This is a genomic window from Streptomyces sp. NPDC048441, from assembly GCF_043200235.1.
In the GTDB taxonomy this organism is placed as follows: domain Bacteria; phylum Actinomycetota; class Actinomycetes; order Streptomycetales; family Streptomycetaceae; genus Streptomyces.
This window is the reverse complement of sequence record NZ_JBICXM010000001.1, coordinates 309,645-325,633: the sequence shown is the minus strand read 5'-3', so window position 1 is coordinate 325,633 and position 15,989 is coordinate 309,645. Positions and strand designations below refer to the sequence as shown.

Sequence of the window (15,989 nt, the reverse complement as noted above, 5' to 3'; positions counted from 1 at the left end):
CGTGTCGGACTTGGCGGGCGTGCCCGCGATTCGCTACTGCTTGACCGGCGGGCACACGCCCGTGTCCTCGCCGATGGAGTTGATCTCGGCATTGGAGCGCGAGTCACCCGCGTAGTTGACCTGGTCCGTGCACTTCGTGTCGGGGTCCTTCGGCGTGCCCGACGCCTTGTCGGACTTCTGGGGCTCGGGGCACGTGCCCGTGTCCGCGCCGATGGAGTTGATCTCGGCGTTGGAGCGCGGGTCACCCGCGTAGTTGAGCTGGTCCGTGCACTTCGTGTCGGACGGCGACTTCTTGACCGGCGGGCACGTGCCCGTGTCCGCGCCGATGGAGTTGATCTCGGCATTGGAGCGCGGGTCACCCGCGTAGTCGAGCTGGTCCGTGCACTTCGTGTCGGACTTGGCGGGCGTTCCCGACGGCTTGCCCTTCGCGGTGCCGTCGGACTGCGGGGTGCTCGTGGCCGACGCCGATGAGCTGCTCGCAGAGGGGGATGCGTTGCCGGCGTCGTCGTTGTTGCATGCCGTCAGCGCCAGGCTGAGGGCCACTGCGGTCATGGTCAGTACCGAGATCTTCCGAGTGCGCATTCTGGTGTCTGTCCTCTGCGTGTGGGGGTGACGCTCCTGGGGAGCGGGCGGGCTAGCTGGGCGACTGTTCGTCCGTGTCGCTTTCTGTCCTCTCAGAGAGTCAGCGTGGTTGCCCCAGTTGCTTCTTGATCGCGTTCAGGACACGTTCGTGACATGGCAGTGGCCGCGTCGTAAAGCGCCACACGCGCCGCCGCGATGTCACGCCGGGGGTTTCGGTGAGCAGCACTCGCCCATACGGTGGCCGGATGATGTCGATCAAGAAGTTCCAAGTCACCTTCGACTGCGCGGAACCAGAGCGCCTCGCTCGCTTCTGGTGCGAGGTGTTGGGGTATGTCGTACCGCCGCCCCCGGAGGGGTTTGCCACTTGGGACGATTTCCAACGCTCCCAGCCATCTGAGCAGCGGGATTCATGGTTCGCCTGCGTTGATCCCTCAGGCGTGGGCCCGCGGCTGTACTTCCAGCGCGTTCCCGAAGGCAAGGCCGTCAAGAACCGGGTGCATCTTGACGTGCGGGTCGGCACCGGACTCGTGGGTGAAGAGCGCCTCGCCGCACTCGAGGCCGAATGCGCGCGGCTGGTCCCGCTCGGCGCCGTACACCTGCAAACGCTGTATGACGGCAATGATGCGTGCATCCCGATGCAGGACATCGAGGGCAACGAGTTCTGTATCGACTGAGGGGCCGCGAGCCGCGAACGTGGCCTCATAGCGACGTGTCCTCATAGCGACGTGTCCTCGTAGCACCTCGTCCTCGTGGCGAGGCACGCCAGGTAGAGGTGCCCGGCACATGTCAGTGACGGCTCCCTAGCGGCGGCGTGCGCGTAGGAGGAGTGGCGGGTTCGCGCCTCGTGAGTGCTGTGATGGCGATGACCAGCATCAACGCATCCGGCGCGAATGCCGTCACCCTTTCCATTCCGCCGAGGCCGATCCCGGGGTCCTGCTGGGCGAAGAACAGCCACGTGGCCAGTGCCGCGGTCGTGGCAATGGTGAGGGAGATGGGACGCAGGCTGCCGAGCAGCGCGTCTCGAGGGGCGAATCCGGTGAGGATCAAGCCGATGCCGCCTATCCCCATGATGAGGAACGCGCCCAGTACGTGCAGGTCTTCGTTCACGTCCGCGGGGACGAAACCCACCAGCACCCACGCGCCCGCGTTCACGGCGAACAGGGCCTGCGCCGCTCGCGAGATCCGGGCCGCTCCCCAGAGTCCGCCCGCCGAGGTCAACAGCACGCCTGCCAGGAGGAGTACGCCGTGCACCGCGAAGGACACGTTCATCACGTCGTGCATCGGCGAGCAGACGTAGCGGGGGCGGGAGTCGTCCCAGGTCCGGCAGTGGACGTTGCCCAGGTCGCTGATGTTGTTGCTCGCCCAGCTGTAGGGCGTGTTGGCACGGCCTTTCCAGGCGGCTCCCACGATCACTTGCGTCATCAGGAATTGTGCGGCATTCGCAATCCATACGATCGCGCCGATTCTGGCCCACTTCGCTTTCATGCGGGGCACGTTCGCAGGCGCGGCGTCTCTCCCACATCGCTGTGCCGAGCTGGCTCTTTAGGGGGAGGTACGGCACCAGCGGCGCCGGTAGCGTTCCGCGGATGGTGATGGTGATCAGATACCTGCGATACACGGCGTACTCGTTCCTCGGCGCCGTCATGGGGCTCCTGCCGCTGGCCGTGGCGGTCTTCACCGCGTCGCCGAAGTTCCCCGCGGTCGTGCGCGTCGTCGGGTTCGGACTCGCTGTTGTCCTGGTGGTCGGCGCCATGGGGCTGCCCAGCGGGGCGCGACGGGGGTGTGTGGGGCTCGCCGACCGACAGTTGGGGGTCGCCGACTGGCAGTTGGGGGTCGACGTGCCCGCCCCCGCCGCCAAGGCCTCCTGGGCCGATCGGCTGCGGACTTCGGCGTATCTGGGCGCGCACATGGCCATCGGTGGCGCGGTGACCGTCGCCGTGGGGCTGCTCCTGTTCGTGACGGTGGTACTGCTGACCGTCTGGCTCGGCGGGGGCGGTGACGTGGCGAACTTCGGGTCAGGTCTGCGCCTGCACGGTGGGTGGTCGGGGGCCTGGGCGCTCGTCGCGTCCGTGGGGTGTCTCGCCGCAGCGGGATGCGCCGTACTGGGCGGCGCCGCACTGCTGCGAGCCCTCGCACACGGGCTGCTCGGCCCACGGCCCGCGGAGCGCCTCGCCGCCGCGGAACGACAGCTACGGCTCCTAGCCCAACGCAACCAGCTGGCCCAGGAGTTGCACGACTCCATCGGTCACACTCTCACCGCGTCCACCATCCAGGCCGCCATGGCCGGGGAGCTGATGGACAGCGATCCCGCGGCGGCCCGGCGGGCGCTCAGCAGCATCGAGGAGACCTCGCGGGCCGCCATGGACGACCTCGATCACGTCCTGGGTGTGCTGCGGCAAGGGCAGGTCCGGGCTCCCGCGCCGAGCCCCACGCAGCGCACCCTCGCCGACCTCGACGCCCTCACCGAACACGTACGACGGGCAGGCGTCGAGCTCGGTGTCGAGACCTACGGAGACCTCGCCCACGTACCGGCCACCGTCTCCCGCGAGGCCTACCGGATCGTCCAGGAGGGGCTGACCAACGCTCTTCGGTACGGCGGTGGCAGCGATGGAGGTGGCGGTGGCGGTGAGGTGACGGGGATCATCAGCCTTCACGTTGCCTCGCGGGACGGGTGGCTCGGTATCGAGGTCATCAACCCCGTTGCTGAGGATGTGATGGACCGGGTGGACGGGACGGACGGGGTGGACGGGGCCTCTCTCGCCCCCAAAGAACGCGGCGGGCACGGCCTCACCGGCGTCTCCGAACGCGTACGGCTCCTGCGCGGCGAGGTCTCCGCAGGCCTCACCCATGATCCGGCCACCGGCCCACATTGGCGGCTCGCCGCCCGTCTGCCGCTACGGTCGGCACCGTGACGACCGACGACCGCCCCGACGACCGCCCCGAAGAGTGCGCCGACGACCGCCCCATCACCCTCCTCATCGTCGATGACGACGAACTCACCCGCACCGGCCTGCGCGCCCTGCTCTCCGCCAAGCCCGATCTGGATGTCGTGGGTGAGGCCGCCGACGGCTCCGAAGTGCTGTCCCTCGTCACCGAACTCCGCCCGGACGTCGTCCTGATGGACGTACGCATGCCCGAAGTGAACGGCATCGAGGCTACCCGGCGGCTGCGTGCTGCCGACCTGGACCATCCGCCGAAGGTTGTCGTCATCACGACCTTCGAGAACGATGCGTACGTGTACGACGCCCTGCGCGCGGGCGCCAGCGGCTTCATCCGCAAGCGTGCGCCGTCGCGGCAGATCGCGCACGCCATCCGCCTGGTGGCCACCGGTGACTCGGTACTGTTCCCCGACGTCGTACGGGAGTTGGCTGCCGAGCAGCCCCGCCGTCCCGACGCGAGGACCGCCTCAAGGACCGCCTCCCTCACCCCGCGCGAGATCGAGATCGTGGGCCTCATGGCGCAGGGCCTCTCCAACCGGGAGACCGCGACGCGCCTGCATCTGAGCCTGGAGACCGTCAAGACACACGTAGGCAACGTGCTGACGAAGCTGGACGCCAGCAACCGCACCCAGGCGGTGATCCTCGCCTACGAAGCGGGGCTGGTGACCCCACGAACAGACTGGAGAGACCGGACGGACCGAACGGACCGGACGGCCCGAACAGACCGGGAGGGCTCCTCACTCCGGTAGTCGCCTGAGTTCGGATCGGGAACTTCCGGGCGTGTTCCGGCCGTTGAACGATTGGTGCCGGTGGCGCCACCGGCACCGCCACCGCCACCGCCACCCCCGACGCGGTAGCCCCCTCACCCCTCACTACCCCTCACTCACCGTAGAGCGCCTCGATCTCCCCCTCGTACGCCGCCGCCACCGCATGTCGCTTCACCTTCAGTGAGGGCGTGAGCAGACCGTTGTCTTCTGTGAACTCGCCCTCCACCAAGGCGAATTTCCGGATGGACTCCGCCCGTGAGACCGCCGTGTTCGCGTAGTCCACGGCCTTCTGGACCTCTGCGATCATTTTCGGGTCCCGGCACAGTTCGGCGAGCGGCGTGTCCTTGGGGCGCTTGCGCACGGCGAGCCAGTGCTCGACGGCCTCCGGGTCAAGGGTGATGAGCGCCGCGACATACGAACGGTTGTCGCCGACGACGATGCACTGCCCGACCGGCGCCCGGCTGCGCAGCCGGTCCTCGAGGATCGCCGGGGAGACGTTCTTGCCGCCCGACGTGACGATGATGTCCTTCTTGCGCCCGGTGATCGTGAGGTAGCCGTCGTCGTCGAGGGCCCCCAGGTCACCGGTCGCGAACCACTCGTCCCGCAGCACGGCGTCCGTCGCTGCCGGGTTGTTCCAGTACGAGCCGAAGACGATGCCGCCCTTGATGAGCACCTCACCGTCGTCCGCGATGCGGATGGATGTGCCCGGCACCGGCGTCCCCACCGTGCCGGGGCGGGGCTTCAGCGGTGGCGTGATGGTCGCGGCGGCCGTGGTCTCCGTCAGGCCGTATCCCTCGTAGATGATGATCCCGGCGGCGTAGAAGAAGAGGTTGAGGCTCCGGTCGAGGGGCGAGCCGCCGCTGATCGCGTAGCGCAGCCTGCCGCCGACCTCCTTGCGGATGCGGCGGTAGACGAGGAGTTCGTACAGCGCCCAACCGAGGTAGAGGCCGACGGAAGGGCCTGCGGAGGGGCCGGGTCCCCGTTTGTCGAGGAACTTGTTCAGGTACGCCTCCCCGAACCGCACCGCGATCCCCTCGGCCCGGTCGAAGGACGCGGCGCGCCCGATCTTCTCGGCGGTCGCGCGCCCCGTGTCGTGGATCTTCTCGAAGAGGTACGGGACGCCGACGATGAACGTCGGCTTGAACGCGCGCAGTTCGGGCCTCAGCTCGTCCGGCTTGATGCTCGGGCAGTGACCGAGTTCGATGCGGGCCATCATGCAGGCGAGCTGGATGGTGCGGCCCAGGATGTGGGCGAGCGGCAGGAAGAGCAGCGTGGACGCGACCTGGCCCGTGATCTCCTTGAAGATGGGGTGCAGCAGGTCGACCGTGTTCGCGGCCTCGGCGTGCAGATTGCCGTGGGTGAGGACGCAGCCCTTGGGCTTGCCGGTCGTGCCCGATGTGTAGCAGATGGTGGCGATGGAGTCCGGGGTGAGTGCGGACCGCCGCTTGGTGACCTCCTCGTCGGACAGCTCCGCGCCCTCGTTGGCGAGTTCGTCGATTGCGCCGTCGTCGATGCAGAGGATGCGCGGCTGCTTGGGACCGGCGAGGCCCACGACCGCCGACTCAGCCGTCGCCACGTTCTGTGGCGTCTCCGCGATCAGCAGGCTCGCGCCCGAGTCCCGCACGATCCACTCGATCTGCTCCGCCGCCGAGGTCGCGTACACGGGCACGGTAAGCCCACCCGCCGCCCAGATCGCGAAGTCCAGTACGGCCCACTCGTACCGCGTACGGGACATCAGCGCGACCCGGCCGCCCGGCTCAAGACCCGCGGCTATCAACCCCTTGACCGTGGCGGTCACTTCACGTGCGAAGGTCTCCGCGGTGACCGGCCGCCACTGGTCGCCCTGCTTGCGACGCAGGACGACCGCGTCGGGCGCTTCGGCCGCGTTGGTGAAGGGGATGTCGGCGGTGCTGCCCGATGCGGCCTTCGCCGCGAGCCGGGCCGTACGCGCCTCGCGTACGACTCCGTGCTCGTCCCGGGTGAGTTCGACCGGGGCGCGGTCAGCCAGCTCGCTGTGGCGTCGCGCCCGTTTCAGATCCTTGCGTACGCCCATGACGGCTCCCGGCTCCCGGCTACCAACTGACGTGCAGAGGTCATGCGGTGGTGATGCGGTGCGTACTTACTGGGAGGTCAACTTACTCAAGCGTAGGGAAAGTTCAATGGGCCGGACAGCGAAGAAGAGGCCAGGAGATCCAGTTTCCGACCGGGCTCACCCGGATGAAGGAACCCAGACCTCCCCCTCCAGCACCCGCCCCATCCCCACCCACACCATGTTCATCAGCCGCAGCGTGACCCCCTCCGGCGACTGGTCCGGATGGCTGCCCATCCAGTCGGTGAGCGAGTCTGCCGCGCCGACCAGCGCGTGTGCGACGAAGTCGGCGTCCTCGTCGGAGAGTTGCGAGCCGCCGCCACTCGCCGTGATGCCGTCCCAGACCAGGCCGGCGACCTCCGCCATCACCGCACGCCGCGCGTCGGCCACGGTGGCCGCGATCGCCTCGCTCAGCTCGGAGGCCTGGCGGTGCAGGACCACCCAGCTGTCCCGATGCTCGGCCACGAAGGCGAAGAACGCCGATAGGCCCGCGTGCAGGCGCAGTTCGGGTGCGGCTCCCCCGGCCTGCGCGGCACTCTGGAACGCGGCGACCAGGCGGTCGGCCTCGCGCCGCAGGCAGGCGAGGAAGAGGCCCTCCTTGGAGTCGAGGTAGAGGTAGACCATCGGTTTGGAGATCCCGGCGAGCTCGGCGATCTCGTCCACGGACGCGGCGTGATAGCCGCGCTTGGCGAAGACCGTCACCGCCACGTCGATGATCTGCTGCTCGCGCTCCTGGCGCGGAACGCGCCGCCGCCGCCCCTCGGTTCTCCCGTTTCTCCCATTTCTCCCGTTCACCATCACCCTTGCAGCCTCCCAGACTCGGCATTACCTTACCCCTTAGTAAGTTTACTGTTGAGTAAGGAGATTGCCATGGTGGACGACATCGGCGGCATTGGCGACATCGACGGGACAGACGGTCTGGCCGGTCTGGACTTCGCGAGCGTCACCCCCGAAGAGTTCGCGAAGATCGTGAAGGGCCTTTCCGGCAAGGAGATCACCGAGATCGCCCAGGACGGCGAGCTGCGCGCCCGCGTCCTCGCGGAGGTCTTCGGCCGGATGAGACGCCAGTTCAAGCCGGAGGCCGCGGGCACGCTCAAGGCCCTGATCCGCTGGAAGGTCACGGGAATCGACGAGGCGGTCTACGAGACCGAGATCGCGGACGGCACCTGCACCGTCCGCGAGGGCCGCTCCGATGCCGAGCCGCGCGTCACGCTCGTCCTGCCCGACGCCGAGTTCCTCAAGCTGGTCTCCGGCAACGCCAACCCCGTGACGATGTTCATGATGCGCAAGCTCAAGATCGCGGGCGATGTGGCGCTCGCCGCCGGTCTGACCCGCTACTTCGACATCCCGAAGGCGTAAGCCACCACTTGGGACGTAAGCCACCACCACTTGGGGCATAAGCCACCACCCCGAAGGCATAACGAAGGCGTTCGTAAGGAGCACATCATGGCCTTCTCCCTCGACCTGACCGAGGAACAACAGGACCTCCGTGACTGGGTGCACGGCTTCGCGGCCGGCGTGGTGCGACCGGCCGCCGCCGAGTAGGACGAGCGCGAGGAGACCCCCTGGCCCGTCATCCAGGAGGCCGCGAAGATCGGTCTGTACGGTTTCGAGTCCCTGGCCGACCTGTTCGGCGACCCGAGCGGGCTCTCGCTACAGATCGCCAACGAGGAGCTGTTCTGGGGCGACGCGGGTATCGGCATGGCCCTGTTCGGCACGTCCCTCGCGGTGGCCGGGATCTTCTCCGCGGGCACGCCCGATCAGCTCGCCATTGGGGTCTCCCCTGCTCGAACGTAGTTGAGAGCTTGGGGAAGGGTGCCGCAGTGTTTCGGCGACGAGGACGACCCGCAGGTCGCGGCGTTCTGCGTCTCCGAGCCCGACGCGGGCTCGGACGTGTCGGCGATGCGGACGCGCGCGACGTACGACAAGGTGCGCGACGAGTGGACCCTGTCGGGCCAGAAGGCGTGGATCACGAACGGCGGCATCGCGAACGTCCACGTCGTGGTCGCCTCCGTGGACCCGGCCCTGGGATCGCGGGGGCAGGCGGCGTTCATCGTGCCGCCGGGCACGCGGGGCCTCGAAGGTGCCCGGAAGATAGAGAAGCTGGGGCTGCGGGCGTCGCACACCGCGGATGTGTTCCTCGATGACGTACGCGTCCCGGGGCACTGTCTGCTCGGCGGCAAGGACCGCCTCTACGAGCGGCTCGCGCGGGCCCGCGAGGGAACGGGGTCCGGCGGCCGTAGCCAGGCCGCGATGGCGACCTTCGAGGTGAGCAGGCCCACGGTGGGCGCGCAGGCGCTGGGGATCGCGCGGGCCGCGTACGAGTACGCGCTCGACTACGCGGGCTCCCGGGTCGCCTTCGGCCGCCCCATCATCGAGAACCAGTCCATCGCCTTCGCCCTCGCCGATCTGCGGACCGAGATCGAGGCGGTACGGCTGCTGATCTAGCAGGCGTCGTGGATGGCGCGGAACGACAAGGCCTTCGACGCCGGACAGGGCTCCATGTCGAAGCTGCGGGCCGGGGAGCTGGCCGTGGCCGCCGCGGAGAAGGCTGTGCAGGTACTGGGGGGTGCGGGGTACAGCAGGGAGCATCCGGTGGAGCGGATGTACCGGGACGCGAAGATCTACACGATTTTCGAGGGGACCAGTGAGATTCAGCGGCTTGTGATCGCTCGGGCGATTTCTGGGCGGCAGATTCGCTGAGCAGATCCGCTGAGGTGAGGGACGGGAATCGGGCGGCCGAACCGGGCGGCCGAACCGTGCGGCCGAACCGTGCGGCTTCTTTCCCCGTGGCGCCTCAAGCCCGCACTGACCTGCGCCGATGAAAAGATCATGACGTCGACGCACTCACCGCTCCGCGAGCCCGACGCCGTCCTCGGGCTGCTCAACAGCCAACGCGTCGGCCGCGGCCACCTCCGCACCGCCGTCTCCGTCCTGCTCCCGGCGCTCGCGATCGCCGTCGCCGGGTTCCACCGGCGCTGGATGTCCGACGACGGGCACATCTACGTCCGGACGGTCCGGCAGATCCTGGCCGGCAACGGCCCCGTCTTCAACGCGGGCGAGCGCGCGGAGTCCTCCACCGGCACCCTCTGGCAGTGGCTGCTCGTGCTCGCGGGTCTGCCGGGCTTCGACATCGCGACGGCGGCGATGTACGGCGGGCTGCTGCTGACCGCCGCAGGGTTCGCGTTCGCCTCGCTGGGGGCGCTGCGCCTCTACCGGGGTGCGGCCGTCCTGCCGCTCGGCTGCCTCGTGCTCCTTGCCCTGCCGCCCGTCTGGGACTTCGCCACCTCCGGCCTGGAGACCGGGCTCGCCACCTGCTGGATCGCGGGGGCCTGGCTGCTCCTTGTCACGCGGGCCCGGTCGATCGCCACCTGTGTGGTGCTCGGGCTCGGCCCCCTCGTACGGCCCGACCTGGCACTCGTCTCCGCCGTCTTCCTCGGCACGCAGTGGCTGATGGTGGGACCCTCGCGGCGGACCGCTTGCCGCGGGCTCGGGGCGGCCGTCGCGCTGCCGGTGGCGTACGAGATCTTCCGGGTCGGGTACTACGGGCAGCTGATGCCGCTGCCCGGCGTGACCAAGGAGGCATCGCAGAGCCTGTGGGGGCGGGGGCTCGGCTACCTCGCTGACTTCGCCGGGCCCTATCTGCTGTGGGTTCCCGCGCTGTTCCTGCTCGCGGCCCTGCTGCCGTCGTCGGCGACGCCGCAGCGGGCCGCCGCTCCCCTGATCCCCGCGCTCGCGCCCGTCGTCGCTGGCCTCCTGTGCTGGGCGTACGTCATCAAGGTGGGCGGCGATTTCATGCACGGCCGGATGTTCCTGCCGGGGCTGCTTCTCATGCTCCTGCCGGCCTTCCTGGTGCCCCTCACCCGCGCGTGGACCATCGCCACGGTGGGCGTCGCGGGCTGGGCCGTGATCTGCGCGGCCGTACTGCGGATTCCGTACGAGGGGCGGATCGGGCCCGGCGGGGTGGCGGACGAGCGCGGTGTGTACGTCCAGCAGAACGCGGCCCCGCACCCCCTCCACCACTACTTCGCGGGCTACCCGGGCAATATCGCGTACGCCCGTCTCGTACGCGACGCCGATCGCCCGGGAGCGCCCAACCTGATCCTCGCCCGGACCCCCGCCGCCGCCCACTCCCCCACCGTCACCGGCGTCTACAGCACCCTCGGCTTCAGCGGCACGGTCGTCCCGCTGGACGGCGCCGCCCTCGACCCGATCGGCCTCGCCTACCCTCTGGCGGCCCACTCCCAGCGCATCAACGGCCGTGTGGGCCACGACAAGCGGCTCCCCGACACGTGGATCTTCGCCGACCGGGGCCGCGGTCCGCTCCCCGCCGGCCTCGACCCGGCGGGTGTCGCCGCCGCGCGCCGGGCCCTCGGCTGCGGGCCGCTGGCCGAGCTGCGGGCGGCGACGCGGGATCCGATGACTCCGGGCAGGTTCTGGCACAACATCACAGGATCCTGGGACCGCACCTCGTTCCGCTTCCCGAACGATCCGGTACAGGCCGAGCGGCAGCTCTGCGGCGACTAGGGCCCTTCTGCCTTCTGACGGAGGGCTCAACTTCCGCTGCCTACGCGGGTCTTGAATGTTGAGTGATCACGTCTGATGCTGGTGTTTCTTGTTGCCTTACGTTCGGAGTTGCAGCATGAGCGCACATCTGCCGAGCCGCCGGTCGTTCCTCGCCACCGGCACCGCACTCGTGGGCTGGGCCGCCTTCGCGTCGCAGAAGCAGGCCTTCGCGGCGGAGGCGAAGGCCGCCGACACCGCGGAATGGAATGCCGATCCGCGCGTCTTCCAGGTCAACAGAGAACCGGCCAGGACGAGACTCGTCCCGTACGCCTCCACGGCTGACGCGCTTCGCGGCGAGCTCACCAAGTCGCCGTACTACCGTTCCCTCAACGGCAGTTGGCGCTTCCACTGGTCCAAGAACCCCGAGCAGCGGCCCACCGGTTTCGAGACCGACGACTACGACGTCAGCGGCTGGGACCACATCCCCGTGCCCTCCAACTGGGAGATCGAGGGCTACCCGGAGCCGATCTACCTCAACATCAAGTACCCCTGGGAGGGCTACGAGAAGCCCGACTTCCCCGACGTACCCAAGGACTTCAACCCCGTCGGCTCCTACCGCCGCACCTTCACCGTCCCGGACGACTGGTCCGGGCGACGCACCCTGATCTCCTTCCAGGGCGTGAAGTCGGCCTTCTTCGTCTGGGTCAACGGCAAGAAGGTCGGCTACAGCGAGGACAGCTACACCCCGGCCGAGTTCGACATCAGCCCCTACCTCCGCCCCGGTTCCAACTCCCTCTCGGTGGAGGTCTATCGCTGGTCCGACGGCAGCTGGCTCGAGGACCAGGACATGATCGACCTGTCCGGGATCTTCCGGGACGTGTATCTGTACGCGATCCCCCTCGTCCATGTGCACGACCTCTTCGTACGGACGGATCTGGACTCGGCGTTCCGCGACGCGACGCTGTCCGTCACCACCGTCGTACGCGACAGGACCGGCGAGGCGCGCAAGGGCGAGCACCGCGTCGAGGCCCGGCTGTACGACTCCGGCGGCCGCCCCGTGCCGGGCGCGAAGCTCACCGGTGAGCCCGTCTTCGACGAACCGCTCACCCTGAAGGCGGACATCAAGGCACCCGCCCTCTGGTCCGCCGAGGACCCGAACCTCTACACCCTCGTCGTCACCCTCACCGACGCCAAGGGCCGTACGACCGACATCCAGCGGACCCGGATCGGCTTCCGCCAGGTCGACTTCGGCCCCGGCACATGGACGGTCAACGGCAAGCACGTCATGTTCCACGGCACCAACCGGCACGAGTCGACCCCCGAGCACGGGCAGGCCGTACCGGAGTCGGTCATGGTCGAGGACGTCCTCCTCATGAAGCGGCACAACATCAACGCCGTCCGGACCTCGCACTACCCCAACCACCCGCGCTGGCTCGAACTCTGCGACGAGTACGGCCTGTACGCGATCGACGAGACCAACCTCGAGACCCACGGTGTGCGCGACCGGCTCCCCGCGTCCCTGCCCGAGTGGACCGACGCCTGCGTGGACCGGCTCCGCTCCATGGTCGAGCGCGACAAGAACCACGCGTGCGTGGTGGCGTGGTCGCTCGGCAACGAAGCGGGCGAGGGCGGCAACTTCAAGACGATGGCGGACTGGGTGCGCGCCCGTGACGACTCCCGGCCCGTGCACTACGAGGGGATGAACTCCGTCGCCGACGTGCACAGCATGATGTACGAGACCCCGGCCAACGTCGAGAAGTACGGCAAGTCCGGCAATCCCACCCCGTACATGCTCTGCGAGTACACGCACGCGATGGGCAACAGCAACGGCAATCTCCCCGAGTACTGGGAGATATTCGAGAAGTACCCGAATCTGCACGGCGGTTTCGTCTGGGACTGGGTCGACCAGAACATCCGTCTCCCCATCCCCGGCGACACCAAGCACAGCTATCTCTCGTACGGCGGCGACTGGCACCCTGGCTATCCGACGGACGGCAACTTCAGCTGCAACGGCCTTGTCGCGTCGACTCGTTCGCCCCACCCCGGCCTCATGGAGATCAAGAAGGTCTACCAGCCCCTGTCCGTCACGGCCGACGACCTCGCGACCGCGGCCGGGACCGTCAAGGTCCACAACAAGCACCTCTTCAGCGGCCTGGACGCGTACGAACTCCGCTGGAGCGTGACGCGGGACGGGGAGAGCATCCAGCACGGCACACTCCGCGCGCCGGACGTGGCGCCCGGCACCACCGGATCCGTACGCATCCCGTACAAGAAGCCGGGCAGCCTGGAACCCGGCGCCGAGTACTGGCTCGACATCACCTTCGCCCTGCGCGGCAAGACCCGCTGGGCCGATGCGGGGCACATCGTCGCCGCCGAGCAACTGCCCCTGGACTGGCGCGCCCCCGCTCCCGCCGACCCGGACCCCGGCAAGCTGCCCGCCCTCGAACTCACCGAGAGCGGCACCGAGGTGAAGGTCACAGGGCGCGATGTCGAGGTGGCCCTGTCCAAGGCGACCGGCACCCTCGCCTCGTACAAGGTCAAGGGAAGGCTCCTGCTCGCGGGCGGCCCCGTACCCAACTTCTGGCGTGGTCCCACCGACAACGACATCGGCCGCAAATACCAGGAGACGGCGGCCACTTGGCGCGAGGCGGGCGCCAAGGCGAAGGTAACGGAGGTCAAAGCCGCGCAGCCGACGCCCGGCGAGGTCACCATCGAGGTGAGCTCAGACCTCCCGACCTCGCCCCACCCCTCCACCTGGCACACAGTGTTCACGGTGCGCGGCGACGGCGAGGTACGGGTCCGGCACACGCTGAAGGCGGCGGCGGGGCTGCCGGACCTGCCCATGGTGGGCGCCCTGCTCACAGTGCCCGCCGGATTCGAGCGGATCGACTGGTACGGCCGCGGGCCACACGAGAACTACCAGGACCGCAAGTCTTCGGCGTTCGTGGGCCGTTACCGCTCGACGGTGGACGCACAGGTCGCGCCCTACGTCCGTCCGCAGCAGACCGGCAACATGACGGACGTACGACACCTGTCCCTCGCCGACCGTTCGGGCGACGGCCTGACCGTGCTGGCCGACCCGGACGGCCACGAGCCGCTGCTCGAGACCAGCGCGCTGCACCACTCGCCGGCCGATCTGGACGGACCGAGGCACCCGCACGAGGTGAAGCGGCACGACGAGACGATCCTCGGGGTCAACCACCGGCAGATGGGAGTCGGCGGCAACGACTCCTGGGGCGCGCCCCCGCTGGAGGCGTATCTGCTGCACTCCGGGCAGACCTACACCTACGCGTACCGGCTGCGGGCGGCCGTCAGCCGGGCTTGATTCCGTGAGGTCAGCCGGGCTTGATTCCGTGAGGTCAGCCGGGCTTGATCTCGCCTTCGCCACTGCCTCCTGCCGCGCCGCCGTCTCCACCTCCGGTGAGGCGGTCCGCCTGATGGACGGCGGTGGCGAGATCGCGCAGTGCGGTGTCGTCGTCGCCATCTGATGCCAACTCCTCGGCGCGCCTGGCCAGTTCGGCCAGTGGGGGCGCGCCGGGGAGGGGCGGCAAGGTGGAGGGTTCGCTGGTGGAGGTGGACATCGGCTCAGGAGCGGTAGCCGTCGCGCCGGTGTAGTCGGGCCGCACGGCGGGATCGCCGGGCTCGGTCTGCGCGGAGGCCCCGTGCCGCAGGGTGTCCGCGAAGTACGCGGCGACCGCGGCGGTCCGCAGGCCGTGGCCGGCGTCCCACAGCCCGCCGTCCAGGTCCCCCGACTCGATCTCGTTCGACTCCTCGTGCGGGGCACGGCTTTCGGGGTCGAGCCAGCGGACATTGGCCGTCGCCACGTGCCCGCTCGCGCCGTCCCGCATCCGTACGGCATACAACGCGGTCACGGTGTGGCCGGGCCCGACCTCTCCCCCGTCCACGCTGTCGTCACGGAAGTCGTCGTCGGCGACCGCGCGGTTGTCGTAGCCGATGAGCCGGAACTGCTTGACGTTCTGCGGATCGAAGGCGACCTGCGCCTTGGCGTCGCGGGCGCGCAGCTCGATATTGGCAGGCAACTGATCGCAGAAGACCTTCCGGGCTTCCGCACTGTCCGACACATAGGTGGTGTGCCCGTCACCCTTGTCGGCGAGGCGTTCCATCAACGCGTCCCCGTAGTCGCTGCCGACGCCCACCCCGAAGAGGGTGATGCCGTGTTCACGGCGGGCGTCGGAGATGCGCTCCAGGATGCCGTCGGCGCTGGTCTCGCCGGTGTTGGCGAGGGCGTCGGAGAGGAGGACGACGCGGTTGGTGGCACCTTCGCGCAGACCGCGAACAGCGGTGTCATATCCGGTCCGGATGCCTGCTTCGAGGTTGGTGGACTGGGTGGGCTCCATACGACCGATGGCACGGTGCACCCGTTCACGATTCTCCCCCATGCGCGTCATCGGCAGCACGGTCTCAGCGCTGTCGCTGAAGGTGACGAGGGCGAGCGAGTCATCGGCGCGCAGCTGATCGGTCATGACCCCGAGGGATTCCTTGACCAGATCGAGGCGGCCGGGCTCGGACATGGAGCCGGAGACGTCGATGACGAAGGTCAGCGCGGCGGGCGGCCGTTCACTCTTCGGCGCGGCGGCATGTGTCGCGAGCCCCACCCGCATCATGGACCAGCCGTCCGCGTCGGTACGCGCGCCATCCACGCTCACCGAGAAGCCGTCACCATCGGGGCGCGGATAGTCCTGACGGAAGCTGTTGACGAACTCTTCGGGGCGTACGGTCGCCGGGTCGGGCAGGCTGCCGTCCGCGAGGGTACGGCGGGCGAAGCCGTACGAGGCGGTGTCCACGTCCAGGGCGAAGGTGGACAGATAGTCGGGGGGCGGCGCGAAGTCCCGCTTCTCGTCGCCCTGTTGCTCACCGGGGGTGGCCGCGTCACCGGTGCCGGGCGAGGCGGGGCCCGGCGCGGGCAACGGCGCGGTGCCACGCCGGTCCTTCCCGCTGCTGTCACTGGCCCGTTCCGTGTTGCCGCCACCGGAGCTGCACCCGGTGAGCAACACCCCGCCCGCCACAACCGCGGCGAGCAGCCCCCGCCGTACTTTCCAGGTCCGCATCCTGGCCCCCTCGCGTCGTCGGTTCACATGACTGTGA

General features: G+C 69.0%; 11 protein-coding genes and 1 pseudogene. 7 read left to right on the top strand and 5 right to left on the bottom strand.

Annotation, left to right across the window (positions count from 1 at the left end):
- Positions 1 to 33 precede the first annotated feature (33 nt).
- Positions 34 to 582: a hypothetical protein gene (locus tag ACGFSB_RS01440; RefSeq protein WP_393392358.1), complete on the bottom strand. Its 549-nt coding sequence runs from the start codon at positions 580 to 582 to the stop codon at positions 34 to 36.
- 245 nt (positions 583 to 827) lie between these two features.
- Between ACGFSB_RS01440 and ACGFSB_RS01435 the strand changes: the two genes are divergently transcribed.
- On the top strand, positions 828 to 1,256 hold the full coding sequence (locus tag ACGFSB_RS01435) for a VOC family protein (protein WP_393392356.1): 429 nt from the start codon (positions 828 to 830) through the stop codon (positions 1,254 to 1,256).
- Positions 1,257 to 1,368: 112 nt separating this feature from the next.
- On the opposite strand, the gene ACGFSB_RS01430 is transcribed toward ACGFSB_RS01435, so the two are convergent.
- On the bottom strand, positions 1,369 to 2,004 hold the full coding sequence (locus ACGFSB_RS01430) for a DUF998 domain-containing protein (protein ID WP_393392353.1): 636 nt from the start codon (positions 2,002 to 2,004) through the stop codon (positions 1,369 to 1,371).
- Positions 2,005 to 2,168: 164 nt separating this feature from the next.
- On the opposite strand from ACGFSB_RS01430, the gene ACGFSB_RS01425 reads away from it, so the two are divergent.
- Together ACGFSB_RS01425 and ACGFSB_RS01420 are read left to right on the top strand one after the other, a co-directional pair.
- Positions 2,169 to 3,494, top strand: a complete 1,326-nt coding sequence (locus ACGFSB_RS01425) for a sensor histidine kinase (protein WP_393392351.1) — start codon at positions 2,169 to 2,171, stop codon at positions 3,492 to 3,494.
- Complete coding sequence (locus ACGFSB_RS01420; protein ID WP_393392348.1) at positions 3,491 to 4,270, top strand: response regulator; 780 nt, start codon at positions 3,491 to 3,493, stop codon at positions 4,268 to 4,270. Before ACGFSB_RS01425 ends, ACGFSB_RS01420 begins: the two co-directional genes overlap by 4 nt.
- Before the next feature lie 130 nt (positions 4,271 to 4,400).
- On the opposite strand, the gene ACGFSB_RS01415 is transcribed toward ACGFSB_RS01420, so the two are convergent.
- Positions 4,401 to 6,341: an AMP-dependent synthetase/ligase gene (locus ACGFSB_RS01415; protein WP_393392346.1), complete on the bottom strand. Its 1,941-nt coding sequence runs from the start codon at positions 6,339 to 6,341 to the stop codon at positions 4,401 to 4,403.
- A gap of 156 nt (positions 6,342 to 6,497) precedes the next feature.
- Entirely contained in the window at positions 6,498 to 7,175 is a 678-nt protein-coding gene (locus tag ACGFSB_RS01410) for a TetR/AcrR family transcriptional regulator (protein WP_393392343.1), read from the bottom strand.
- 72 nt (positions 7,176 to 7,247) lie between these two features.
- Here ACGFSB_RS01410 and ACGFSB_RS01405 point away from each other — a divergent pair, with 72 nt between their 5' ends.
- The 4 genes and pseudogenes from ACGFSB_RS01405 (at position 7,248) to ACGFSB_RS01390 (ending at position 14,208) form a co-directional block, all read left to right on the top strand.
- The gene (locus ACGFSB_RS01405) at positions 7,248 to 7,736 is read left to right on the top strand and encodes an SCP2 sterol-binding domain-containing protein (protein WP_393392341.1); all 489 of its coding nucleotides are present in this window, start codon (positions 7,248 to 7,250) and stop codon (positions 7,734 to 7,736) included.
- Positions 7,737 to 7,820: 84 nt separating this feature from the next.
- Positions 7,821 to 9,080, top strand: a pseudogene (locus ACGFSB_RS01400) (acyl-CoA dehydrogenase family protein).
- A gap of 129 nt (positions 9,081 to 9,209) precedes the next feature.
- Positions 9,210 to 10,904, top strand: coding sequence for a hypothetical protein (locus ACGFSB_RS01395; protein ID WP_393392339.1), 1,695 nt, complete (start codon positions 9,210 to 9,212; stop codon positions 10,902 to 10,904).
- A gap of 115 nt (positions 10,905 to 11,019) precedes the next feature.
- The gene (locus tag ACGFSB_RS01390) at positions 11,020 to 14,208 is read left to right on the top strand and encodes a glycoside hydrolase family 2 TIM barrel-domain containing protein (RefSeq protein ID WP_393392336.1); all 3,189 of its coding nucleotides are present in this window, start codon (positions 11,020 to 11,022) and stop codon (positions 14,206 to 14,208) included.
- 34 nt (positions 14,209 to 14,242) lie between these two features.
- Here ACGFSB_RS01390 and ACGFSB_RS01385 read toward each other — a convergent pair whose 3' ends face one another.
- On the bottom strand, positions 14,243 to 15,952 hold the full coding sequence (locus tag ACGFSB_RS01385; protein ID WP_393392334.1) for a von Willebrand factor type A domain-containing protein: 1,710 nt from the start codon (positions 15,950 to 15,952) through the stop codon (positions 14,243 to 14,245).
- Between the last annotated feature and the right edge of the window lie 37 nt (positions 15,953 to 15,989).